The sequence below is a fragment of the Mycobacterium sp. Dal123C01 genome, from assembly GCF_052566995.1.
Genome location: NZ_CP199580.1, coordinates 1360482 through 1384938 on the forward strand (window position 1 = coordinate 1360482; position 24457 = coordinate 1384938).

General features: G+C 65.4%; 22 protein-coding genes. 7 read left to right on the forward strand and 15 right to left on the reverse strand.

Annotated features, from left to right (window positions below; all coding sequences use genetic code 11):
* Positions 1 to 449: 449 nt before the first annotated feature.
* Positions 450 to 5045, forward strand: coding sequence for a glutamate synthase large subunit (gene gltB / locus ACTXG5_RS06470; RefSeq protein ID WP_445162897.1), 4596 nt, complete (start codon positions 450 to 452; stop codon positions 5043 to 5045).
* Entirely contained in the window at positions 5038 to 6504 is a 1467-nt protein-coding gene (locus ACTXG5_RS06475; protein ID WP_445162898.1) for a glutamate synthase subunit beta, read from the forward strand. Before gltB ends, ACTXG5_RS06475 begins: the two co-directional genes overlap by 8 nt.
* 374 nt (positions 6505 to 6878) lie before the next feature.
* Here ACTXG5_RS06475 and ACTXG5_RS06480 read toward each other — a convergent pair whose 3' ends face one another.
* Positions 6879 to 7730, reverse strand: a complete 852-nt coding sequence (locus tag ACTXG5_RS06480; protein WP_445162899.1) for an LLM class F420-dependent oxidoreductase — start codon at positions 7728 to 7730, stop codon at positions 6879 to 6881.
* A 49-nt stretch (positions 7731 to 7779) separates the two neighbouring features.
* Here ACTXG5_RS06480 and ACTXG5_RS06485 point away from each other — a divergent pair, with 49 nt between their 5' ends.
* Positions 7780 to 8220 carry a hypothetical protein gene (locus tag ACTXG5_RS06485; RefSeq protein ID WP_445162900.1) on the forward strand — a complete coding sequence of 147 codons (441 nt, stop codon included), beginning with the start codon at positions 7780 to 7782 and terminating at the stop codon, positions 8218 to 8220.
* Positions 8221 to 8241: 21 nt separating this feature from the next.
* Entirely contained in the window at positions 8242 to 9252 is a 1011-nt protein-coding gene (locus ACTXG5_RS06490; protein WP_445162901.1) for a PHP domain-containing protein, read from the forward strand.
* On the opposite strand, the gene dinB is transcribed toward ACTXG5_RS06490, so the two are convergent.
* Together dinB and ACTXG5_RS06500 are read right to left on the reverse strand one after the other, a co-directional pair.
* Positions 9241 to 10449: a DNA polymerase IV gene (dinB, locus tag ACTXG5_RS06495; protein ID WP_445162902.1), complete on the reverse strand. Its 1209-nt coding sequence runs from the start codon at positions 10447 to 10449 to the stop codon at positions 9241 to 9243. The genes ACTXG5_RS06490 and dinB overlap by 12 nt on opposite strands.
* Positions 10450 to 10472: 23 nt before the next feature.
* Positions 10473 to 11114 (reverse strand): TetR/AcrR family transcriptional regulator, encoded by a 642-nt coding sequence (locus ACTXG5_RS06500; RefSeq protein WP_445162903.1) that lies wholly within the window; start codon positions 11112 to 11114, stop codon positions 10473 to 10475.
* A gap of 77 nt (positions 11115 to 11191) precedes the next feature.
* Between ACTXG5_RS06500 and ACTXG5_RS06505 the strand changes: the two genes are divergently transcribed.
* Positions 11192 to 12661, forward strand: coding sequence for a flavin-containing monooxygenase (locus tag ACTXG5_RS06505; RefSeq protein ID WP_445162904.1), 1470 nt, complete (start codon positions 11192 to 11194; stop codon positions 12659 to 12661).
* Here the strand turns inward: ACTXG5_RS06505 and rraA are convergent.
* The 9 genes from rraA to ACTXG5_RS06550 all read right to left on the reverse strand — a co-directional run bounded on the left by rraA (position 12658) and on the right by ACTXG5_RS06550 (position 18825).
* Complete coding sequence (gene rraA, locus ACTXG5_RS06510) at positions 12658 to 13137, reverse strand: ribonuclease E activity regulator RraA (RefSeq protein WP_445162905.1); 480 nt, start codon at positions 13135 to 13137, stop codon at positions 12658 to 12660. The genes ACTXG5_RS06505 and rraA overlap by 4 nt on opposite strands.
* Positions 13137 to 13583 carry an Rv3852 family protein gene (locus ACTXG5_RS06515; protein ID WP_445162906.1) on the reverse strand — a complete coding sequence of 149 codons (447 nt, stop codon included), beginning with the start codon at positions 13581 to 13583 and terminating at the stop codon, positions 13137 to 13139. The genes rraA and ACTXG5_RS06515 overlap by 1 nt, the downstream gene beginning before the upstream one ends.
* A gap of 106 nt (positions 13584 to 13689) precedes the next feature.
* Positions 13690 to 14202 (reverse strand): copper resistance CopC family protein, encoded by a 513-nt coding sequence (locus tag ACTXG5_RS06520; protein WP_445162907.1) that lies wholly within the window; start codon positions 14200 to 14202, stop codon positions 13690 to 13692.
* Positions 14199 to 14873, reverse strand: a complete 675-nt coding sequence (locus ACTXG5_RS06525; RefSeq protein ID WP_445162908.1) for a YcnI family protein — start codon at positions 14871 to 14873, stop codon at positions 14199 to 14201. The genes ACTXG5_RS06520 and ACTXG5_RS06525 overlap by 4 nt, the downstream gene beginning before the upstream one ends.
* Before the next feature lie 15 nt (positions 14874 to 14888).
* On the reverse strand, positions 14889 to 15545 hold the full coding sequence (locus ACTXG5_RS06530) for a DUF6474 family protein (RefSeq protein ID WP_445162909.1): 657 nt from the start codon (positions 15543 to 15545) through the stop codon (positions 14889 to 14891).
* 122 nt (positions 15546 to 15667) lie between these two features.
* Positions 15668 to 16066: a transcriptional regulator gene (locus tag ACTXG5_RS06535; RefSeq protein ID WP_445162910.1), complete on the reverse strand. Its 399-nt coding sequence runs from the start codon at positions 16064 to 16066 to the stop codon at positions 15668 to 15670.
* A 454-nt stretch (positions 16067 to 16520) separates the two neighbouring features.
* Positions 16521 to 17216 (reverse strand): TMEM165/GDT1 family protein, encoded by a 696-nt coding sequence (locus ACTXG5_RS06540; RefSeq protein WP_445162911.1) that lies wholly within the window; start codon positions 17214 to 17216, stop codon positions 16521 to 16523.
* 255 nt (positions 17217 to 17471) lie between these two features.
* Complete coding sequence (locus ACTXG5_RS06545) at positions 17472 to 18005, reverse strand: peptidase (protein ID WP_445162912.1); 534 nt, start codon at positions 18003 to 18005, stop codon at positions 17472 to 17474.
* Positions 18006 to 18201: 196 nt separating this feature from the next.
* On the reverse strand, positions 18202 to 18825 hold the full coding sequence (locus ACTXG5_RS06550; RefSeq protein ID WP_445164287.1) for a superoxide dismutase: 624 nt from the start codon (positions 18823 to 18825) through the stop codon (positions 18202 to 18204).
* An 873-nt stretch (positions 18826 to 19698) separates the two neighbouring features.
* Here ACTXG5_RS06550 and ACTXG5_RS06555 point away from each other — a divergent pair.
* Together ACTXG5_RS06555 and ACTXG5_RS06560 are read left to right on the forward strand one after the other, a co-directional pair.
* Positions 19699 to 20739 carry a DUF4328 domain-containing protein gene (locus ACTXG5_RS06555; RefSeq protein ID WP_445162913.1) on the forward strand — a complete coding sequence of 347 codons (1041 nt, stop codon included), beginning with the start codon at positions 19699 to 19701 and terminating at the stop codon, positions 20737 to 20739.
* A 4-nt stretch (positions 20740 to 20743) separates the two neighbouring features.
* On the forward strand, positions 20744 to 21568 hold the full coding sequence (locus ACTXG5_RS06560) for a glycerophosphodiester phosphodiesterase (protein WP_445162914.1): 825 nt from the start codon (positions 20744 to 20746) through the stop codon (positions 21566 to 21568).
* Here the strand turns inward: ACTXG5_RS06560 and ACTXG5_RS06565 are convergent.
* The 3 genes from ACTXG5_RS06565 to ACTXG5_RS06575 form a co-directional block, all read right to left on the reverse strand.
* Complete coding sequence (locus ACTXG5_RS06565; RefSeq protein WP_445162915.1) at positions 21565 to 22116, reverse strand: ferritin; 552 nt, start codon at positions 22114 to 22116, stop codon at positions 21565 to 21567. The two genes, ACTXG5_RS06560 and ACTXG5_RS06565, sit on opposite strands and share 4 nt — an antisense overlap.
* A 165-nt stretch (positions 22117 to 22281) precedes the next feature.
* On the reverse strand, positions 22282 to 23544 hold the full coding sequence (locus ACTXG5_RS06570) for an LCP family protein (RefSeq protein WP_445162916.1): 1263 nt from the start codon (positions 23542 to 23544) through the stop codon (positions 22282 to 22284).
* A 78-nt stretch (positions 23545 to 23622) separates the two neighbouring features.
* The gene (locus ACTXG5_RS06575; protein WP_445164288.1) at positions 23623 to 24420 is read right to left on the reverse strand and encodes a DUF2470 domain-containing protein; all 798 of its coding nucleotides are present in this window, start codon (positions 24418 to 24420) and stop codon (positions 23623 to 23625) included.
* Positions 24421 to 24457: the final 37 nt, after the last annotated feature.

Here is a 24457-nt window from a genome sequence, read left to right on the forward strand (position 1 = left end):
TGTGGTGCGAATGCGACGGTGCGCTGTGATGTCCCGCCCTGCCGGTGCCGCCCTATGTCCGGGGTCACAGCAAACCCCGGTAAGCGACCGGTGCGGGCCGCAGGCCGCCGGGGTCGGGGCTGTTGGGTGCGGATTGTCGGTGTTGAACCGCATTTTCTGGGGTGAGCGATCGCCGCCCGCAGCGAATTTACGCCGCCGCTACCTGCCGGGTTAGACTTGGCGAAGTTGGCATGTCAGGCGGTTGTTGTCATATCGTTTTACGACTTGTCGAGATCGGGTACACGCCACCGTTCAATGCTGCACGGACGATTCCCTTACCGGATCATTTTCCGTCTGGGAGACAGCCTATCGACAAGACCGAAGGGGCCAGCCCGCAACCTCCGGGTGTAGCCCCTTCGGAGCTACTAAAAACGGCCGCGCAGCAGGTTCTGGTGAAGAGGCAGGTGCATATGAGGCCCACGCGCGTTGGGTTATATAACCCCGCGTACGAGCACGATTCGTGCGGGGTAGCCATGGTCGTCGACATGCACGGCCGACGCAGCCGCGACATCGTCGACAAGGCGATCACTGCACTGGTCAACCTCGAGCATCGTGGCGCCCAGGGTGCCGAGCCGCGCAGCGGTGACGGCGCGGGCATCCTGATTCAGGTCCCGGACGCCTTCCTTCGCGACGTCGTGGACTTTGAGCTCCCGGCGCCGGGCAGCTACGCCACCGGTATCGCGTTTTTGCCGCAATCGTCGAAGGATGCCGCAGCGGCGTGCGCCGCGGTGGAGAAGATCGCCGAGGCCGAGGGCCTGACGGTCCTGGGCTGGCGCGACGTGCCCACCGACGACTCGTCGTTGGGCGCACTGTCCCGCGACGCAATGCCCACCTTCCGGCAGGTGTTCATCACGGGTGCCTCCGACATGGCCCTGGAACGTCGCTGCTACGTGATCCGCAAGCGCGCCGAGCACGAACTCGGTACCAAAGGCCCGGGCCAAGATGGGCCGGGCCGCGAAACGGTGTACTTCCCAAGCCTGTCCGGCCAGACGATGGTGTACAAGGGCATGCTGACCACCCCGCAGCTCAAGGCGTTTTACCTTGACCTGCAAGACGATCGGATGACCAGCGCGCTGGGCATCGTGCACTCCCGATTCTCGACCAACACCTTCCCGTCCTGGCCGCTGGCGCATCCATTCCGGCGTATCGCCCACAACGGCGAAATCAACACCGTCACCGGCAACGAGAACTGGATGCGGGCCCGTGAGGCGCTGATCAAGACCGACGTCTTCGGGTCGGTGGATGACCTGGAGAAGTTGTTCCCGATCTGTACCCCGGGCGCTTCCGATACCGCGCGTTTCGACGAGGCGCTGGAATTGCTGCACCTGGGTGGGCGCAGCCTGCCGCACGCGGTGCTGATGATGATTCCCGAGGCCTGGGAACGTAACGAGTCGATGGACCCGGCGCGGCGGGCGTTTTACGAATACCACGCGTCGCTGATGGAGCCCTGGGACGGTCCGGCGTCGATGACGTTTACCGATGGCACCATCGTGGGTGCTGTGCTTGACCGCAATGGGCTTCGCCCGTCCCGGATTTGGGTCACCGAGGACGGCTTGGTGGTGATGGCGTCCGAGGCCGGCGTCTTGGACCTGGATCCGTCGACGGTGGTGCGGCGAATGCGGCTGCAACCGGGCCGGATGTTCTTGGTGGACACCACTCAGGGCCGCATCGTCGCCGACGAGGAGATCAAAGCCCAGCTGGCCGCCGAGCACCCGTACCAGGAGTGGCTCGACAAGAACCTCGTTCCGCTCGACTCGCTGCCGCAGGGAAAGTACGCGCGGATGGCGCATGATCGACTTGTCATGCGGCAGTTAGCCTTTGGCTACACCTATGAAGAGCTCAGCATGCTGGTGACCCCGATGGTCCGCACCGGTGCCGAGCCGTTGGGATCGATGGGCACCGACACCCCGGTCGCGGTGCTGTCGCAGCGTCCCCGGATGTTGTACGACTACTTCCACCAGCTGTTCGCTCAGGTGACCAACCCGCCGCTGGACGCCATCCGCGAGGAGGTGGTGACCAGCCTGCAGGGCACCACCGGCGGGGAGCGTGACTTGCTCAGCCCGACCGAGGAATCGTGCCACCAGATCGTGCTGCGTCAGCCGATTCTCCGTAACCATGAGCTGGCCAAGCTGATCAACCTGAACCCCGACGGCGAGGTCAACGGGCGCCCACACGGTATGCGCTCCAAGGTGATTCGCTGTCTGTATCCGGTCGCCGACGGTGGCGCCGGGCTGGCAGCTGCGCTGGATGAGGTGCGTGCGCAGGCGTCCGCCGCGATTGCCGAGGGCGCCCGGGTCATCATTCTTTCCGACCGCGAATCCAACGAGCAGATGGCCCCGATACCGTCACTGCTCGCCGTCGCCGGGGTGCACCACCATCTGGTGCGGGATCGGACCCGCACCCACGTGGGTCTGGTGGTCGAATCCGGTGATGCCCGCGAGGTGCACCACATGGCGATGCTGATCGGCTGCGGCGCCGCCGCGGTCAATCCGTACCTGGCGTTCGAGTCGATCGAGGACATGCTCGACCGCGGCGTCATCGACGGCTTCTCCACTGGGCAAGACCGCGACAAGGCGTTGAACAATTACGTGAAGGCGGCCGGCAAGGGTGTGCTGAAAGTGATGTCCAAGATGGGCATTTCGACGCTGGCTTCCTACACCGGTGCGCAGCTATTCCAGGCAATCGGGATCTCCGAGGACATCCTCGACGAGTACTTCACCGGGCTGGCCTGCCCGACCGGTGGGATCACGCTGGAGGACATCGCCGCCGACGTCGCAATTCGGCACAACCTGGCCTATCTGGACCGGCCCGATGAGCGCGCGCACCGCGAACTCGAGGTGGGTGGGGATTACCAGTGGCGCCGTGAGGGCGAGTACCACCTGTTCAATCCGGAAACCGTTTTCCGCCTACAGCACGCCACCCGGACCGGGCAGTACAAGATCTTCAAGGAGTACACCGCTCTGGTCGACGACCAGAGCGAACGGATGGCCTCCCTGCGCGGCCTGCTGAAGTTCCGCGGCAATGTGCGTCCCCCGGTTCCGCTGGACGAGGTCGAACCGGCCAGCGAGATCGTCAAGCGGTTCTCGACCGGCGCGATGAGCTATGGCTCGATCTCCGCCGAGGCGCACGAGACGCTGGCCATCGCGATGAATCGGCTGGGCGGCCGATCCAACAGCGGTGAGGGCGGCGAGGACGTCAAGCGGTTCGATCGCGATCCCAACGGGGATTGGCGCCGCAGCGCGATCAAACAGGTCGCCTCGGCGCGGTTCGGTGTGACCTCGCACTATCTGACCAACTGTTCGGATATCCAGATCAAGATGGCCCAGGGCGCGAAGCCCGGTGAGGGCGGCCAACTTCCAGGGCACAAGGTGTACCCGTGGGTGGCCGAGGTCCGGCACTCCACACCCGGCGTCGGGCTGATTTCGCCGCCGCCGCACCACGACATCTATTCCATCGAAGATCTGGCCCAGCTGATCCACGACCTGAAGAACGCCAACCCGTCGGCGCGGGTGCACGTCAAGCTGGTGTCCGAGAACGGTGTCGGGACGGTGGCCGCGGGTGTGTCCAAGGCGCATGCCGACGTGGTGCTCATCTCGGGGCACGACGGCGGCACCGGCGCCACGCCGCTGACTTCGCAGAAGCACGCGGGTGCGCCCTGGGAGCTCGGGCTGGCCGAGACGCAGCAGACCTTGCTGCTCAACGGGTTACGCGATCGGATCGTCGTCCAGGTGGACGGGCAACTCAAGACCGGACGCGACGTGATGATCGGCGCGCTGCTGGGCGCCGAGGAGTTCGGTTTCGCCACCGCTCCGCTCGTGGTGGCGGGCTGCATCATGATGCGGGTCTGCCATCTCGACACCTGCCCGGTCGGCGTTGCCACGCAGAACCCGGTGCTGCGGGAGCGCTTCACTGGCAAGCCGGAGTTCATTGAGAATTTCTTCATGTTCATCGCCGAAGAAGTTCGGGAATACATGGCGCAGTTGGGCTTCCGTACTTTCACCGAGGCCGTCGGTCAAGTGGGTGCGCTGGACACCACGCTGGCGCGCGCACACTGGAAGGCGCACAAGCTGGATCTGGCTCCGGTGCTGCACGAGCCGGAATCCGCATTCATGAACCAGGATCTGTACTGCAGCTCTCGCCAGGATCATGGCCTGGACAAGGCGCTGGATCAACAGTTGATCGTGATGAGCCGGGAGGCGCTGGACTCCGGCAAACCGGTCCGGTTCTCCACCACCATCAGCAATGTCAACCGCACGGTAGGCACGATGCTCGGCCACGAGCTGACGAAAGCCTATGGTGGCCAAGGCTTGCCGGACGGAACGATCGACATCACCTTCGACGGCTCCGCCGGCAACAGCTTCGGTGCCTTCGTGCCCAAGGGCATTACCTTGCGGGTGTACGGCGATGCCAACGACTACGTCGGCAAGGGCCTGTCCGGTGGCCGAATCGTGGTGCGGCCGTCGGACAATGCGCCGCAGGACTACGTCGCCGAGGAGAACATCATCGGCGGCAACGTGATCCTGTTCGGCGCTACCAGTGGGGAGGTTTTCTTGCGCGGTGTGGTCGGGGAACGGTTCGCGGTCCGCAACTCCGGCGCCCATGCGGTGGTCGAGGGCGTCGGCGATCACGGCTGCGAATACATGACCGGCGGCAGGGTGGTGATCCTCGGCCGCACCGGGCGTAACTTCGCGGCCGGCATGTCCGGCGGTGTGGCCTACGTCTACGACCCCGACGAGGAGCTGCCGGAAAACCTGAACACTGAGATGGTGGACTTTGAGGCTCTCGACTCCGATGACGTGGACTTCCTGCACGGCATCATCCAGGCGCATGTCGATGCCACCGATTCCGCTGTCGGTCAGCGGATCCTGGCCGACTGGCGCGGGCAGCAACGGCACTTCGCCAAAGTGATGCCCCGGGATTACAAGAAGGTGTTGGAGGCGATCGCCCAAGCGGAGCGCGACGGCGTCGATGTCGGCAAGGCGATTATGGCGGCCGCGCATGGCTGATCCAAGCGGCTTCCTGAAGTACACGCACCGGGAACTGCCGCAGCGCCGGCCTGTCCCGCTGCGGCTGAAGGACTGGAACGAGGTCTACGAGGAATTCAGCGACGAGACCCTGCGCGAGCAGGCGACCCGTTGCATGGACTGCGGTATCCCGTTCTGTCACAACGGCTGTCCGTTGGGCAACTTGATCCCGGAATGGAATGACCTGGTACGCAAGGGCCGATGGCGCGACGCGATCGAACGGCTGCATGCCACCAACAACTTCCCCGACTTCACCGGCCGGTTGTGTCCGGCGCCGTGCGAGCCGGCGTGTGTGCTGGGCATCAACCAGGATCCGGTGACGATCAAGCAGATCGAGCTGGAGATCATCGATCACGCCTTCGACGAAGGCTTCGTGGTGCCGATGCCGCCGACGAAGCTGACCGGAAAGACGGTGGCGGTAATTGGTTCGGGCCCGGCCGGATTGGCCGCCGCCCAGCAGCTCACCCGCGCGGGCCACAGCGTCACCGTCTTCGAACGAGCCGATCGCATCGGTGGACTGCTGCGCTACGGCATCCCGGAATTCAAGATGGAGAAGCGAGTCCTCGACCGCCGACTGGACCAAATGCGGGCCGAGGGAACCGAATTCCGGGCCGGCGTCAACGTCGGAGTCGACATCACCGCCGAACAATTGCTCGCCGACTTCGATGCGGTGGTGCTGGCCGGGGGCGCGACCGACTCGCGCGACCTGCCGATTCCGGGCCGTGAATTAGAGGGCGTCTACCAGGCGATGGAATACCTGCCGTGGGGCAACCGCGTGCAGGAGGGCGACGACGTGCTGGGGCCCGACGGCGAGCCGCCGATCACCGCCAGGGACAAGAACGTGGTCATCATCGGTGGCGGCGATACCGGAGCCGACTGCCTGGGCACCGCGCACCGGCAGGGTGCGATCGCGATCCACCAGTTCGAGATCATGCCGCGTCCACCGGAAGCCCGCGCTGAATCCACGCCGTGGCCGACGTACCCGCTGATGTACCGGGTGTCATCGGCGCACGAAGAAGGCGGCGAACGGATTTTCTCGGTCAACACCGAGCAATTCGTCGGCAAAGACGGTCGCGTGACCGCGCTGCGGGCGCACGAAGTGACCATGCAGGACGGCAAGTTCGTCAAGGTCGAGGATTCCGATTTCGACCTCGAGGCCGACTTGGTGTTGTTGGCGATGGGCTTTGTCGGCCCGGAGAAGCCGGGCCTGCTCACCGACCTCGACGTGAAGCTGACCGACCGCGGCAACGTCGCCCGCGGTGCCGATTTCGAGACCTCGGTGCCCGGTGTTTTCGTTGCCGGGGACATGGGCCGAGGCCAGTCGTTGATCGTCTGGGCGATCGCCGAGGGCAGGGCCGCTGCGGCGGGCGTGGACCGGTATCTGATGGGGTCAACCGCGCTTCCGGCGCCCATCAAGCCGACGGCCGCACCGCTTCAATAGTCACACCAGTCACACCAGGAACATGCCGATAATCGCTCGGCGAGTCTCCCGTAGTTTGCCAGACGGCGGGTGTCTAATAGCCACTTGTGTGCTTCGTCACAACGGAGCACACGATGGAGGAGACCGATCGCAGGAGTGGTCACTGTGCATATGAACCCAGTAACTCGGTCGCGGGTGGGAAGAATGGCCTGGTCATTGTTTCGTCACCCGGTGAAGAGCCGCGAGTTTCCCGCTAAGCGGGAGCGGCTGGTAACCATCGAGGAGATGTTGCTCTTCGGGGTGTAGCAACCCGATTTGTCTACTTACGGTGCTACGGCGGGTTTGCTCGTCGTACCGGAGTCGGCATTTCGCCGAAGGTAACCCGTAATCCGCGTCTATCCGTCCCACAACCCCGAATCCCGGATCGCCTCAGCCAACGGCTCCAGGACGGCCGGGTCGTGCGGCGGGGGCAGGTAGACGATTCCCAGATCCAGACCCTCGGCCCCTAGCCCGGCCGCGGTCTCGATGACCTCTGCGTAGTTGAGGTCTTCGCCCAGCCGAACGTGGGCCGACATGGTGATTTCCTTCGGGTCGCGTCCGATGTCCGCGCAGCGCGCGGCCAGCACGTCGCGTTTGTGGGCGAACTCCTCGGGCGTTCCGCCGGCGAAATTCCAGTGCTGGGCGTAGCGCGCGGTGATCGGCAGCGTGCGCTTCTCCCCGCTGCCGCCGATGCAGATTGGCGGGTGCGGGCGCTGCGGGCCCTTGGGCTCGTTGTGCGCGTCCTTGAGCTGGTAGTACTTGCCCTCAAAGGTGGTGGTCTGCTCGCTGAGCAGGCTGATCAGCACCTGACAGGCTTCCTCGAACCGGTCGAACCGTTCCGTGATGCTGCCCAGTTCGATGCCGTAGGCGCCCGACTCCTCCTCGTTCCAGCCGGCGCCGATGCCGAGTTCGAGTCGCCCGCCGGAGATGACGTCCAGCGCGGCGGCCATATTGGCCAATACCGCGGGGTGGCGGTAATGGACGCCGGTGACCAGGGTGCCCAGCCGCAGCCGTGTGGTCGCCTGCGCTAGCGCGGTCAGCGTGGTCCAACCTTCCAGGCAGGGGCCGCTGCTGTCGGAGAAGATCGGGTAAAAGTGGTCGAAAGTCCACCCGGACTCAAAGACGTCGATACCGTCGGCGGCCTGCCAGACCGCGAGCATTGCGGCCCAGGTGGTGTTCTGCGGTGAGGTTTTGAACGCGAATCGCATGAGTTCGACGCTAGTCGAGAATTATGAAGCGCAACTAAACTCGCGGGCGATGACTACCGCGATGGGGCCCCTCGGCCTCGACACCAAGATCACCCTGCTGGCGGGCGGCCTGACCTTTTTGCTCGCATTGGTTCTCGGCGTCTGGAAGTACCGGCAGATCATGACGTCCGCCGACCACCGGGCGCATCCGTATGTCGACATCGCCCACCGAGCGGCATTGCTCTATTCGTTCGCGACGCTGCTGATCGCGGCCTTCGTCGAACTCAGCGCCTGGCCGACCTGGGTCAACCTGACGGCGGCGATGGTCGTCGTGTTCTTCTTCGTCGCGGCGATCGCCGCCTACATCGAGCACGGTGCGCGGCGCGACACCGTCAACCAATTCGAAAACCCGGTGCGGGGGTTGGGGGTGCTGATGGTCATGCTGATCGTCGGCGAGATCGGCGGCTTCGGGGTGATTTTCGCCGGGTTCATCGTCGGGCAGCTGTGGTGAGGGGGCAGGCACACTGGAGTGATGGACCCGGTAACTGCTCTTCGGCAGATCGCCTACTACAAAGACCGGAGCCGGCAGGACCCTAAACGCGTCATGGCGTACCGCAATGCCGCCGATATCGTCGAGGGTCTCGACGACGCCGAGCGGGAGCGCCACGGGCAGGCCAACAGCTGGCAGACGTTGCCGGGCATCGGGCCGAAAACCGCGAAGGTCATCGCTCAGGCCTGGTCCGGCCGCGAGCCCGACACATTAGTTGAATTGCGTTCTACTGCCACTGATCTCGGTGGTGGCGAAGTGCGTGCCGCGCTACGCGGGGACCTGCATCTGCATTCGAACTGGTCGGATGGGTCCGCGCCGATCGAAGAGATGATGGCCACCGCCGCGGCGCTGGGCCATGAGTACTGCGCGTTGACCGACCACTCGCCGCGGTTGACGATCGCCAATGGTCTGTCGCCGGAACGGTTGCGTCAACAGCTCGACGTGATCGACGGGTTGCGGGACACGTTCGCGCCGATGCGCATCCTCGCCGGTATCGAGGTCGACATCCTCGACGACGGCAGCCTGGATCAGGAGCCCGAGTTGCTGGAACGCCTCGACATCGTGGTAGCCAGTGTGCATTCCAAATTGTCGATGGACTCGGCCGCGATGACCCGCCGGATGGTTCGCGCCGTCTCCGACGGCCACGCCGATGTGCTCGGTCATTGCACGGGCCGGCTGGTCGCCGGCAACCGTGGCATCCGGCCGGAGTCGAAGTTCGACGCCGAGACGGTCTTCACCGCCTGTCGGGATCACGGCACCGCGGTGGAGATCAACTCCCGTCCCGAGCGCCGCGATCCGCCGACCCGGCTGCTGAACCTGGCGCTGGAAATCGGTTGCGTGTTCAGCATCGACACTGACGCGCATGCCCCCGGCCAGTTGGACTTCCTGGGTTACGGCGCTGCGCGCGCGCTGGAAGCCGGCGTTCCGGTCGACCGGATCGTCAACACCTGGCCGGCCGACAAGCTGCTGGAGTGGACGGCGTCAGTCGGGTAGGTGCGGCATCTCCGGACCCGGGTCGCGGCCGACCAACACCCCACGGGTGAGGGCGGATTTGCCGAAGCGCTGACGGACCTGGTCGACCGCGGCGTCTATCGCCAGCGGTCGGGTTTCGGCCTCGTTGAAAGGCAGCATCAGCTGCTGCGCACCGCTGCGATCGATACCCGACACCGCGAAACCAATCAGCGTCAGTCCACGTTGCGCGATCGCGGGTGCGGCCGCCGCGACCAGCTGCCGCGCGGCGGTCAGCAGGGGCTGCGTCGACGACGTCGCCCACGGCAATGTGTGGGACCGGGTCGCCCGGGTGAAGTCGTCGAAGCGTAGGCGCAGCACCACGGTGCGCCCCGACCGTTTCGCCGCACGCATCCGGGCCGTGATGCGGTCGATCAGATTGACCACGATCGCGTCGATCTCATCGGTAGACATGCGATTTCCGGCACGGCCCAAGGCCCGCTGGGCGCCCACGGACCGGCGCCGGACACCGGTGTTCACCCGGCGCCGGTCGATGTTGCGCGACAGTGCATACAGTTGGCGGCCCATGGCCACGCCCAGCAGCGAGGCCAATGTCGACTCGCTGAGCTCGGCGACATCGGCCACCGTCGTGAGGCCGTAGGCGTGCAGCTTGTCGGCGGTCACCGCGCCCACGCCCCACAACCGGCGCACCGGCAACGGGCGCAGGAACGCCAGCTCCTGATCCGGCACCACCAGCAGCAACCCGTCGGGCTTGGCTTCCTGGCTGGCCACCTTGGCCAGGAATTTCGTCCGGGCAATCCCGACAGTGATGGGCAGGCCAACGTGTTCACGCACATCCACGCGCAACTGTTCCGCGATCTGAACCGGCGTGCCGGAGACTCGGCGCAAACCGCCGACGTCGAGGAAGGCTTCGTCCACCGACAGCGGCTCCACAATCGGTGTGGTGTCACGGAACACCTCGAATACCGCGTCGCTGGCGCGGGAATAGGCCGTCATGCGCGGTGGCACCACGACGGCATCGGGGCACAGGCGGCGTGCCTGCATCCCGCCCATCGCCGTGCGCACGCCGTAGGCCTTCGCCTCATAACTGGCGGCCAGCACGACCCCGCTGCCCACGATCACCGGGCGGCCACGCAGGCCGGGATCGTCGCGCTGTTCTACCGACGCGTAGAACGAATCCAGGTCCGCGTGCAGGATGGACGCATCGCACCGCACGAACATATGTTCGCACTGGGCGGTGACAACTAGCCCGATTCGCCGTAGATGCTGCTGACCCAGATGTGGGTGAGGGTGTCGACGACCCGGTCGACGTCGACAGCCGGTGTCTCTGCTCCCAGAGCCGCCATCATGGTGCGCTCGTTCATCTGGTTCAGCGAGGTGGCCAGGTCCGCGGCCGGGATGGTCTCCGGTGCGGCGCCACGTTCCCGTTCCGCGGCGATCAACGACGCGGTGTGGTCGATCCACTTCTGCATGAATCCCGACCACATCGTGCGCACTTCCGAGCTGGTGGCCAGTGCCTCGGTTGCGGCCCGGGCTAGCGCAGGGTGCGAGTGGAAAGCCACGAAGAATGCGTTGATGCCGTTGCGCCACACCCGGCGCGGGTCCGCCGGCAACCGCTGCACCGCGCCGTCGAATTCCGAGTCAGCACGCGCGATCACCGGCACGAGCAGCGATAGCAATACCGCCTCTTTGGACTTGAAATAGAAGTAGAACGTCGGACGCGAGAGGCCGGCGCCTTTGGCCAGGTCGTCGACCGAGATGTCGGCGAGCGAACGCTCTTCGAGCAGCCGCGCGGCGGTCGCAAGGATCGCCTGCTCGCGGTCGTCGCCCGAAGGACGCAGAGAGCGGCGGCCGCGCAAAGCGCGAGTCTGGCCGGCAGTGGTCACGCCCGCTACTTTACACATGGTTGAGAATCTCGACAGTGTGTTGACTAGATCAACACCCCGTTGATAGCGTGGCTCTCATGACTGAGCACCTTGACGTCGTCATCGTGGGCGCCGGGATCTCCGGCGTGAGCGCGGCCTGGCACCTGCAGGACCGTTGCCCGACTAAGAGCTACGCCCTCCTCGAACGCCGCGACGATCTGGGCGGCACGTGGGACCTGTTCAAATACCCGGGCATTCGTTCGGACTCGGACATGTTCACCCTCGGCTTCCGGTTCAAGCCGTGGCGTTCGGCGAAGTCGATCGCCGACGGCGCCTCGATCAAGGCCTATATCGAGGAGACGGCACAGGAGAGCGGGATTGCGCCGCACATCCGCTATCGGCACCGCGTGGTGGCCGCAAATTGGTCCGATGCCGACAACCTCTGGACCCTGACCGTGGAGCACGACGGCCAACAGCGGGACATGACCTGTTCCTTCCTATTCGCGTGCACCGGCTACTACAACTACGACGAGGGATATTCGCCCGCGTTCCGGGGCTCCGAGGATTTCAAGGGAACGATTGTCCATCCGCAGCACTGGCCGGAGGACCTCGACTACGCCGGCAAGAAAATCATCGTCATCGGATCCGGCGCTACGGCGGTGACCCTGATCCCGGCGCTGGTCAACTCCGGCTCCGGTGATGTGACGATGTTGCAGCGCTCGCCGACCTACATTGGTTCGCTGCCCTCGGTCGACCCCTTTGCCGAGCAGTTCAACCGGCTGCTGCCGGAGCGCCTCGCGCACATGGCGAATCGCTGGAAAGCCATCGTGTTCAGCACCTTTCAGTACCAGCTGGCCCGGAAAGCGCCGGCCTACATGCGCAAGACCTTGATGACCATGGCCGAGCGGCGCCTGCCGAAGGGCTACGACGTCGAGAAGCACTTCGGTCCGCGATACAACGTGTGGGACGAAAGGCTGTGCCTGGCCCCCGACGCCGATTTCTTCCGGACCATCCGGCACGGCAAGGCCGACGTCGTCACCGACACCATCGATCGGTTCACCGAAACCGGAATCAGGCTCACCTCGGGCGAGGAACTGCAGGCCGACATCATCGTCACTGCGACGGGCTTGAACATGCAGTTGCTGGGCGGGGTGAGGCCGTCCCGCAACGGTGAACCCGTCGAGCTGACATCGCTGATGACCTACAAAGGGTGCATGTTCTCCGGGGTACCGAATTTCGCGATCACCTTCGGCTACACGAATGCGTCATGGACGCTGAAGGCCGATCTGGTCTCCGAATTCGCCTGCCGGTTACTGAACTATATGGACGCCAAAGGTTTTGACACCGTGGAGCCAAAGCATCCCGGCGATGCCGTCGAGGAGTTGCCGTTCATGGACTTCAGCCCCGGCTACTTCCAGCGTTCGGCGCACCTACTTCCCAAATCGGGCTCACGCGCGCCATGGCGGCTCAAGCAGAACTATCTGTTCGACATGCGCATGATCCGGCGTGGCAAGATCGCCGACGAGGGATTGAAGTTCTCCAAAATGCCTGTGTCAGTACCGGCTTAGGGTTTGACAAGGACGATGCCGTCGTCATCGCTGTAGGCGATCTCTCCCGGCACGAACGTCACACCCCCGAGGCTGACCTCGACGTCGCGTTCGCCGTCGCCGGACTTGGAGCTCTTGCGGGGATTGGTGCCCAGCGCCTTGATGCCGATGTCGATACCGCGCAACGCGGCGGCATCGCGCACCGCGCCGTTGATGACCAGCCCCGCCCAGCCGTTGGAGCGGGCCAGTTCGGCGATGAGGTCGCCGACCAGCGCGGTGTGCAGTGAGCCGGCGCCGTCGATCACCAGCACCCCTCCCGCACTCGGTTGTGACAGTACGGATTTCAGCAGCGCGTTGTCCTGAAAACAGCGCACGGTGCTGATCGGTCCGGCAAATTCCACCCGGCCGCCGAACTGACGGAGCTGAAGATCACAGCTACGTACGTCGGGTCCGATGCTGTCGACGAGATCGGCGGTCGCGGTAAAGGAGACGCTCATCAGCGGCGGCGCAGCTGCCGGATCATCAGGATCGCGAGCAAGCTCACCACGATGGCAACCACCAGTGGCAACCGCGACTGGCCGGGCACCGACTGCGCAATGTTGGCGGGAACCGGGTTATTGGCGCCGTCTACCGTTGACTTCGCTTGTGCCGCCACATCTTTGGCAGCAGCGGCAAGTTCACCATCCGGCTCGATCCGGGGCTGTGGATCTTGCTGCGTCGCCGCCGGTTGCGGCGGCGTGGGCGCCGGGCTCTGGGCGGGTGTCTTCTTGGCGGGTGCTTTTTTGGCGGGTGCCTTCTTGGCCGGAGCCTTCTTCGCGACGGCCTTTTTCGCAGGCGCCTTTTTCGCGGGTGCTTTTTTGGCGGCCTTGGCAGGCGGCTTCTTCTCCGGCGGCGTCGCTACACCGTCGACTTCGCCGTTGCGTTGGTCTTGAGGGTCTGCCATGCGGCCGCTCCTTCGCAGCTTTCTCTCGGCCATATCTAGCGCCACCAAAAGTTACTCGGAGCCCATCATGCCAGGACGTGTGATGCGGGCTTGCCTGCCGGGCCAGTCAGGGCTTGCGGCGCAGGGTCCACCACAGGCCCGCGCCGACGATCGCCGCGGCGACCGCCACAAACGGCCAGACGGGAGTGTCGGCGCCGGTATCGCTGGTAGCGGCGGTGGGCCCCGGTGTGCCGGTACCGGCCACCGTCAGCCGAAACGACCACGACCCGGACACCACATGGCCATCCGCAGACGTCACCCGGTAGTTCACCGTGTAGGTGCCGACGGGTCCGAGTGGGCGCAACCCGATGCCGACGATCGCGCCCTGCACGGTGGTGTCCCCGCTGGACCACACGTTCCCGTCCGGCCCGACGACGGTCATGGCCGCGAAGGTGGTCTGCAATCGCTCGTTGAATGTTGCGCTGACCCGGGCGGGACCGGTCGCGAGAACCGCATTGTCGGCGGGCTCGGCGGACACCCGGGTGGCATGTGCCCATGCGACTTGTGCGGTCAGTGCTGCGGTCAACATCATGGCGGCGAGCACCAGGCCCGCCCAGGCGACGAAGGCCAGCCGCCTCATGTCCGGCGGCGGACCAGCACGAGGACGATGCCCAGTGCGGCCACAACCAGGGCGGCTCCGCCCAAGACGCGAGCGATGCTGTCGGCTGATGTCGACCCCGATGCGCCGGCGTGATCGGAGGGCATGCCCGAATGGTGGTGTTCATGCGGGGCAGCGGGCACCGCCGCAAGTGTCAGCGTGGGCGCCGGATGTTCGGGCTCGCTACCGTCGCGCAGCGCTGGCTGGTCCCACTTCACCACCGACCCGTCGGCGTAGGTCTGGGTGGCCGGGAAGCTGACAGTATCGGCGTCGGGCAGCTTCACCGATATCCGGAACAGCGCGAACTGGTCGACTCCGATCCCGCCGTTGGGCGCGGCCGTCCAGGTCACCGAGTGCACGGTGCCGGAGGCCGCGTCGCGGTCGAGCTTGGCCGTCCACCCAGGCATGGCTTCGGTGCGCGCGGACGCGACGTCGGGGAGGGTGACCGTCAGTGCCGTCGTTGCGGCGCCCTTGTCGGATTCGTTGGGCACCTGAAAGGTCACGATCGCCATGGCGCCGCGGACCGCGTTGTCGCTGCTGGCATGGACGTGCGCCCACGCCGGCGGGGTGGCACTCAGTGCGCCGACGTAAAGCGCGGCGGCGGCGGCGACGGAAGTCAGGACGCGCGAAACCCACCGGGCGTGGAATGACATGTCAGGACACTACTTTCAGGTCAGTCCGAGCCGAGCCATCAGATCGGCTTCGATACCGTCGAGTTGCGATGAGATCGCCGAGTGCGCCGCGCGCCGGCGGGCGGCCGGCATGTTCTCCGCGGCGGTGACGGCCGCCGACAGATCACTGAGCCGCTCGGAGATGGCGGCCGCGAACTGCTTAGTCTCAGCGTCCTTGGGCTTTTTTTCTTGCACCATCCGCAATGACTTCTCCGCACCGGCGATCCGGGCCGACAGCTGGGCGCCGTGCCCGGAGAACTGGCCGATCTGGGCCAACGGAATCCCGAGTTGATCCGCGCGACGCTGGTCGATCAGCGCGCGGGCGGCCATCGCCGCCCGGTAGATCACCGGCGTCAGGATTGGCGCCAGCAGTCGCGACACCGTCAGCACCCGGCGGATCCGCGTCGGCGACAACAACTTGCCCTCCCGCGCCGCCTTGAGTTCGGCCTCGGCGACCTTCAACGCGGTCCGGTCGCTGTCGCGGTGCGATTTGATCTGCGCCTTGAGGACCTTGTCGGCGGCCTTCCGGTCGTCCCTGAGCCGGCGAGCGTGGTTCTTGGCGGTGAGCTTGGCCTCCAACTTGGCACGGGCCTTGATCGCACGGACTTCGGCGCGACGTGTCGCGCGACTCTTTCGCTTGCGAAACAGGCCCATTCCCGGCCGCCTCCCGGTATCTCGTGGACTATCGCTGCCGCGTGTGCGCGATCCGTGAGGCCAACCCTAATCGGAATCGGCCGACGCCAGCCGTTCAGGTCTGGCTGTCGGCCGGTAGCCGCCTAAGCGTCGAGGCGTTCTGCGCGACGCAGCTCGTTGACGCGCTCCACAAGGTCCTGCTGCGCCTGCGGAGACAGTCCAACGGCCCGCACGGCGATGCGGCGGACACCGTCATCGCGCACGGCGGCCAGCCACGACAATTCCTTGTCGAGCTTTTCGTAGTACTCATCGTCAGTGAAGTACGCCGGCTTGATGCGGAAGAAGTTGGCCAGCGCAGCCATCGTCGCCGACGACGGGTTCGTGCGGTTGCCCGAGCGTAGCTGCGACAGGTAGGGAGCCGACATGGTGATGCCCTCCGACTTGAGCGCCGCGATCACCTCAGCAGAGGTGTGCGCCCCGCGCCCGGGGGGATACACCGTGTCGAACAAGCGGTTCAGGCGGGCGGAAAACGTCGTGCTCATCGATATGACCTCCACTGGGCTGTAGAAGTGAACTATTACCTATGTGTATTTGCTGACCATGGTAGCGACTGTTTGTGTCCGCAACCAGGTGCAAACCAGGGCGGCTTCGCTGGGGGCATCCCTGAGGTTCGCTGCGTCCACACTTGACGAGCGTCCAACTAAATCACGGCAGTGTCCATAAAGCGAACGAAACTCACAGGTTATCCGCAGAAAGCAAGTCTCATGACGGCGCACTTCGGCGCCGCGCCGAGGCGCGGCGAAACGGCCGGGCGAACGATGCGGGGCTGATATCTCGCAACGATCACACGAGGCAGACCCATTGATAGCCTACTTTGCTGCCGAGTCGGATTTAGGGCACGTTAAGAGGGCAAGGGTGCACCAAATAGCCCTCAGAGATACCTCTGGGAGCAAGGGCCGGGCTCGGCTGGCTTGAGGGCAGGAGTGTCGCTGCACCTTAAACGGTTTCCGGTGACCTCCCGGCGAATGAAGCTCCCGTGCGGCGGCGGCGCAGAGTTTGCGCCGTGGCCGCGGTTACGACAGCCAGCGCCACCACCGCGATCACCGCGATGGCCACCGACCGCCAGCCCAGTGCGCTGTCGAACAGCATCCACAGGCCGAACATCAGGAACAGCACACTGGCCAATACGTGCAGCAGCTGCTGGGGGAGGCGGCGATGCAACAGCATCCCCGCACCGATCGCCAACGCGTCGGCCAAGACCATGCCCAGGGTGCTGCCGATCCACACACCGGCCCAGTCGTGGTCGCTGGCCAACGTCACGGTCGCCAATGTCGTCTTGTCGCTCATCTCGGCGAGCGCGAACGACGACACCACGGTCAGCAGCGCGAAGCGGGGTTCCGGCGTGCTCGACGCGGCTTCGTCGTCGGCGGCGCCTTCGCGCCAGGCCCACGCGGCGAAAATCAGGAACGCGATCGCGGACGCGAAGGCCATCGGGCGCGCTGGCAGCGCCGCACCCAGGAAGTGGCCGATCGTCACCGAGACCCCGTGCACCAGGAACGCGGCGAGTGCCACTCCAGGCAGCACCACCCACCATCGGAATCGCAACGCGTAGGTCATCGTGATGAGTTGAGACCTGTCGCCGAGCTCGGCGAGAAAGACCACTCCGAGACTCAGGAGTGTCGCGGCAAGCATTGGGGGTGACCTTTCGACGCGTCGTTGACAACCGCTGTGGTCATCGAACACCGGTCGAAGGTCTCGCCCACCGATCCGTTGGGATCGGTTCGCCGGCCGGGCTATTCGCCAGTATGTCGACGCGACGATTCGGGGCTACTCCCCTTCGCTAACGACCCCAGGTTAGCGGGCAAATCGGGGGCGCGCCAGGAAGGACGGAAGTTCGGGCGCCCGTATCTCTGGATTCGGGGGGCGAACTAAATCATTTGAATTCCCTTATGCCGCAAGCAGCATTGCCAGAATCGCGGTGTCGGGATGGCTGATGGGGTCGACTCCGACACGGCTCACCATGGACGTGATGGTGCCGTCGGCCTCGGCCTCGACCCAAGCCGCCCGGTGCTCTAATCCCAGATACGGCAACCCCGGGAGCAGCACGCATCCCGACGCTGCTCCGGTGCATTCCGGCAACGAGGGCGTTGTTTCCGACGGCGGATGCAGCATCAGCAGCGCGGGGGGTTGATGGTTCGCGAAATACCCTGGCTGGATTGCTGATTCACCGAACATCGTGCCCTCGGCCAGCACCAGGCCGACGGTGTCCGGCTCGGGCTCGTCGGGCAACTCTTCGCGGGCGCCGAATACCGTTGTGGTGGAGAGCAATCCGGGTAATGACGCGACCCGGACCGCGACTATCAGCAGCTGGGCCCACTCCTTGGTCGAATCAGGCCAACGGCCAGAGATCACGAACCCTTTCAGGGCACCACGAGCGTGGAAGGGGGCAACCCCTATTGGCCGGCCCGACCCAGTTTCCATCTCGACCTCCGCGCGACGCCTTGGTTCGAAACAACTACGCTGGTAGCTCGAATACGTAAGCATGCCTGCGGTTTAGGCGCGTTGCAACTCGACACGGCCACTGGCGCCACCCTTTCCTCAAGCGAGCGGTCACGGGCCGGGATAAAGGCAAGGGCGCCACGCGATCCGCGTGACGCCCCAGCCTTGCGAGGTGGTCTTAGCCGAAAATCAGGCCTTGGGTCTTCGACGTTGCGGCCGCGTAACGCGACTGCACGTCTGCCCAATTGACGACGTTCCAGAACGCCTTGACGTAGTCCGCCTTGACGTTCTTGTACTGCAGGTAGAAGGCGTGCTCCCACATATCGACCTGCAGCAGCGGGATGATGCCCAGCGGGACGTTGGCCTGCTGGTCGTAGAGCTGGAACGTCAGCAGCCGGTCGCCCAGGGTGTCGTAGCCGAGCACCGCCCAGCCCGACCCCTGTAAGCCGTTGGCGGCGGCACTGAACTGTGCGCGGAATTTATCGAACGACCCGAAGGCGTCGTCGATGGCGGCGGCAAGGTCGCCGGTCGGCTTGTCCCCGCCGTTCGGGGACAGGTTGTTCCACCAGATCGAATGGTTGACGTGACCACCCAGATGGAAGGCCAGGTTCTTCTCGTTCAAGAAGATCGCAGCGTGGTCGTCATTAGCGCGAGCGTCTTCGAGTTTGGCAATGGCGTCGTTCAAACCCTTGACGTAGGTGGCATGGTGCTTGCTGTGGTGGATCTCGTTGATCTGACCGGAGATGTGCGGTTCCAGCGCTGCGTAGTCCCATTCCAAATCGGGCAGGGTGTATTCAGCCACGGCATTCCTTTCGTCGATGATCGTCTTGACGCGCAATCGCGCGGAGTCCGCCACGCGGCAGGCTCAGCGTAATCAACCCTGCTCCAAGACCGCGCGCGCCGCAAGGACGACCCCTACGCGCCGAGAAGCCGAATACCCGTTCGGCACGGTTTCAAGACGAAATGATCAAGACAAAACAATGAGGGCGAGAACCGCGAGCAACGCCAACGCGATCAAGCCGGCACGCAAGGCGGCGATGCTGTAACTGTGGTTCCAGGCAGGCGATCCGGAGTAGGAACTCGACTGGGCCGGCGAAGCCGGACCGAACGAATGCATCGCCATCAATCGCCTTTCACCGGTAGGTCGCCTCGGTCTCGTGAGGTGAATCACAACACTTTTGGTGATGGCGATCATAACCCTTTGTGATGGGCTTGAAAAACGTTCCGAACGACATGGCGCTGACCTGCGGATTCGTGCCGATGATCGCCGGGGCGGGTCAGTGTGGGAAGGGAATGGGCACGCGCACCGACGTGGCGGGTCCGATTGTTGTGCCAGGGGTGTCCATTCGCTCGACTGCTCGTCTGGCCTGTCGAAGGCGCGTGATAAACCCCTGGCGTTATCCACAGTTGGGGCCGGGGTTAACCGTTAGTTGGCTGATTGGCCGCGTGTGTACCCCCACTGCCCATGTGGATAAACCTGTGGAAACTGTGGATAGCCCGGAAGTAGCTGTGACCGCCGTAACACCTGTCGATCCACCGCGTTGGCGGTTGGTTGAGCCCACGTAGCGGTGCGGTCTTGCGAGGCACTCCGCGTGGCCCGCAATCCGGCGGTATCCGCGCTCCTCAGCGGGGCCGCGTTCGGTGGTCAGCGTGGTGCCGGCGCTAGGCTGATCCGGTGATCCAGGTGTGCTCTCAATGCGGCACTCGGTGGAACGTGCGTGAACGCCGACGCGAGTGGTGCCCCCGTTGTCGCAGCGCGTTGATGGCGCCCCTGGCGGATGTGCCGGCGGCCGACCCCCGGTGGAGTACCTACGGCAGCCAGTCGGTTCCCGCTCGATCCTCCGCACCGCCACGCACGCCGCCGCGGCTGCCGCCGGGCTTCCGTTGGATCGCGGTGCGTCCCGGTGCCGCACCACCGGCGCGGCGAGGACGGCTGTCGCTCGGCCCCACGCCGCGCTATGCGGTGATCCCGCGTTGGGGCTTGACCGACCACGTCGACCAGGCTCCGGCTGCCGCCCAACAGTCCACCCGGACCGGCCCGTCGGCGGCGGCGGTGCGCCTTGCGCTTTTCGTCAGCGTGCTCGTGCTTGGCAGTGCGGCGCTGGTGTACGTGCTCCGGTATGTCCTATTGGTTTTCAACCGGAAAACCTTGCTGAACTCGATCGTCGCCATCGCCGCCGATTGGCTCGGGGTGCTGGCCAGTGTGGTGGCGATCGGGGCCGCGGGCACCGCGGGTGTGCTGCTGATTCAGTGGTTGATCGCGCGACGTGCCGCCGTGTTCGCCCATTACGGTCTGTCCGACCAGCGCTCCGTTCGTGCGTTGTGGGCCGGCTGCCTGGTGCCGCTGGCCAATCTGCTGTGGGCTCCGGTGTACGTCATCGAGCTGGCCGCGATCGAAGAGCAGTACACGAGGCTCCGCCGACCGATCCTTCAGTGGTGGGCATCGTGGGTCCTGAGCTACCTGGTTTCGATCTGGGCCATCGTCACCAGCTTCGCCACCGACCCCCAGGGCATCGCGAACAACACCGTCCTGATGGTGTTCGCCTACCTTCTGGCGGCGGCGACAGTGGCCACCGGTGCCCGCGTTTTTGAGGGATTTGTCCGCAAACCCGTCGAACGGCCCGCGCACCGCTGGGTCGTGGTCACCGCGGATCGTCCCGCCGAGCCCGCATCCGCTGCTCCGGTTGAGTTGGAGGGGGAGGAACCGGCAGCATAGGGGTATGACGTGGCCCGACGATGTGCTCGCCGGGCACCCCTTTGTCGTTGCCCACCGAGGCGCGTCAGCGGCTCGCCCCGAACACACGCTGGCCGCGTACGACCTCGCGCTCAAAGAGGGCGCCGACGGTGTCGAGTGCGACGTACGGCTGAGCCGCGATGGCCATTTGGTTTGTGTGCACGACCGCCGGCTGGAGCGGACGTCGACCGGAGCCGGTTTGGTCAGCACCATGACGCTGGCTCAGCTACGCGAGCTCGAATACGGTGCCTGGCACGACAGCTGGCGGTCCGACGGTACGCACGGCGATACCAGCCTGCTGACGCTGGACGCCCTGGTTTCGCTGGTTCTTGACTGGCACCGGCCCGTGAAGATCTTCATCGAGACCAAGCATCCGGTCCGGTACGGCTCGCTGGTCGAAAGCAAGGTGCTGGCGCTGCTGCACCGCTTCGGCATCGCCTCGCCGGCCTCGGCGGACCGGTCGCGCGCGGTCGTGATGTCGTTTTCGGCGGCCGCCGTCTGGCGGATTCGGCGAGCAGCGCCGTTGCTGCCCACGGTGCTGCTCGGCCGGAATGCCCGCTACCTGACCAGCAGCGCGGCCACCGCCGTCGGAGCCACTGCCGTCGGGCCGTCGGTGGACGCGCTGAAGGACTATCCGCAGCTGGTGGATCGTGCTGCCGCCCAGGGCCGGGCCGTCTACTGCTGGACCGTCGACGGGTATGACGACATCGACTTCTGCCGCGACGTCGGGGTGGCCTGGATTGCGACCAACCACCCCGGCCGCACGAAAACCTGGCTGGAGAACGCGCGGACCATCGGCGGCAGGGGCTAATTCGAGAGGTAGCCGCCCGCGGCCGGCGGTGCGCCCGCGCTGACGGCCGGCGCAGGAACCTCGCGGGCGACGAAGTTCTCTAGCTCGAATTCATTGGCTCCCGCGCGCTCGGCCACCCGAACCAGGGTCCGCATCAGGCCCACCTCTTCGATCTGTTCTTTGAGGAACCACTGCATGAACTGCTCGCCGAGGAAGTCACCCTCGTCGCGGGCCACCGCCGCCAGCTGGCTGACCTGTTCGGTGACCGCACGTTCCTGATCCAGCGCCAGCGCCAGCGCGTCGTGTGGCTTGTCGAATTGATTGCGCACCGCACCCACACCCGGGATCTCGACGTCCACATCGCGATCGAGCAGATGCTGCACCAGCATCATCGCGTGGTTTCGTTCCTCGACCGCCTGGCTGTAAAAGTGCTTCGCCAATTGCGGCAATTCGGCGCCGGCGAAATAAATGCCAATTGCCATATATTGCTGGGAGGCCGTGAATTCGTTGAAAATCTGCTCCTGCACCAATGCATGGAACTTCGTCTTGGGGGTCTCATTTCCGCTCACGGCCGCAGGTTATCGCAGGTAGAACCCGTTCGCAACGAAGGTATCACTAACTCAGGAAAGGTTTTCCTTAGTTTTCAGATGTGCATGATACAAATTTGCTGAGACCAGGTTTACTTAAGTAAAGAAAGCCTACATTGGGTATTTACTGGGCCGGCGACGACGACGTTAAGACTGTCCGTCGAGTGCGGCGGTGGGCACCGGCGAGTCGGAGGCCAGCGCGTCGAACAGCTTGCCGGCCACGTCGTGGTTCCACACCACGACCGAACCGACGCTGTTGCTGGTGAATTCGGCGATCGGAACGGTCAGCGTCGTCGTGGATCCGTGCAACGCCCAGCCCAGCCGAGCCAGGTCCCATACGTGATCGCTCTCGTTGACGGTCAGCGCGTCGGCCGCGGCGTGCGGTACCGAGTACCAGCGCCACGGATTGAGCCACACCGACGGCCTGGCGCCGCGGTGCAGCAGCGCCGAGATGAACTGCCGCTGATTGACCATCCGGTCCAGATCCGCCCGCGGGGTGTCCCGGGTCCTGACGTAGCCGAGCGCGTTGCGGCCGTTCAGCTCTTGGCAGCCGGCGGGCAGGTCGATGCCGGCCAACGGATCGTTGATCGGCGTGGTCGGGCAGACGGTGATGCCGCCAAGGGCGTCCACCAGGACCGCGAACCCGCTGAACCCGATCTCGGCATAGTGATCGAGGCGCAGTCCGGTGGCCTGCTCCACCGTCTGGGTCAGCAACGGTGCCCCGCCCATCGCAAACGCGGAGTTGATTTTGTCCTCGCCGTGATCGGGGATGGGCACGAAGGAGTCGCGCGGAATCGACACCATCGTCGTCGGGGTGCTCGACCCCAACCCGGGGATGTGTATCAGCAGAATCGTGTCGGTGCGGCTGCTACCTACATCGCCGCCGGTGGCCAGATCTTCTTGCTGCCCGGCACTCAGGCCTTCGCGACTGTCGGAGCCGACGAGCAGCCAGTTCGTGCCACGGCCGGGCGCGGGCCGATGGGGATAGTCGGTCAATACCGACTTGCGATGCAAGGTCGTGTCCAACCAGAAGGCGCCGCCCAGGACGCCGGCGCCGGCCAGCAGCACACCGATCAGCAACGTTGACGCGATTGCCCGGCCCCAGCGGCGTCTTTTGCGTTTGCGGCGCACTCCCGGCACGCCGGGTTGCGGCGGCGGCGGCGGCGCTGACCGGGCGGGTGGACGGGTGCGCGGGCTCGGCTTTCCCGGCGGCGCCAAGGGGCCGGGGGAGTAAGCAGCTGCACGGTTGGAAACCGGCGGCGTGACGCGGGGCAGCGGCACCGTCTGATCCGTGGCGGGCGACGGCGCAGTGGTGTGGCGCGCAATCACCGGCGGCGGCTCGGGACGCGACTCCCGCGGTGGGGTCGGCCTCTCAGGCCGTCCACGTCGTGGTGATCGGTCGCCGTTCACCCGGCTAACTTACGTGCCCCCACCCGGAGCAGCCAGACACAAACGCGTGCGCCGCGACCCTCAATCGGCAAACGACAATTACGGGCGGGCGCGCAGGCCGTTGATGAACGGGCAACCCATCAGCACGCGGATGGCTTGGCTCAACCCGGTCATGTCGTCCACCGGCTTGTGGAACGGCAGCCGGATGTCCTGGTCGCCATCGTTGCCTTCGATGCGGAACCGCACGCCGTACCGGTCGAGACCCAGCGGGCGGACGTCTCCACGCCGTAGCGGCGCCGGCAGCCGGGATACCAGGCGTGCCACCACGTCGCCGTGGGCGTTGTCCAGGTGCCACAGCAAGCTCGACTCGATCTCGCAGAACGGGTCGGGCCGGGCGGCGAGCAGATCCTCGATGCTGACCGGCTCTGCGCCGGTGGCGTCGGTAACCACGACGGATGCGATCTCGAGCCGTAGCAGTGTGTACCGGTCCTCGCCGGGGGAGGGCGGCGCACATCTCGGAGTGTCGACCTGCAGTAGTGCCGGATGCGGACACTCGCTGGCGATCACATCGAGGGTGGCGTTGATTTCGGCCGGCGGGACCTGCCGCAGGCCGCCGCGGACCCACACCAGCGAACGGACCGGTTCCCGCAGTGGAAGCGGCGCGTAATCGGTCAGCTCGAGCAGTGCTTGCGATCCGCAGACCCGGCCACCCGTCGCGAACTCGGTGGGCAGCGCTACCGCGAAGGATCCGTCGTGCAGGAGGTGGTGCACCGGCGTCGGCACCGGATCTTCGCGGGCATCCCTGTTCTCGATGGCCAGCAGGGCACCGCCGGCCCGGGCACAGGCGCTGCGGATGCGTTCGGCAGTCGTCGGCGCGGCGCTGGTCAGCGGTAACATCATTCTCCCTCGGTTCTTAGGTAAGCCTAAGTTAACT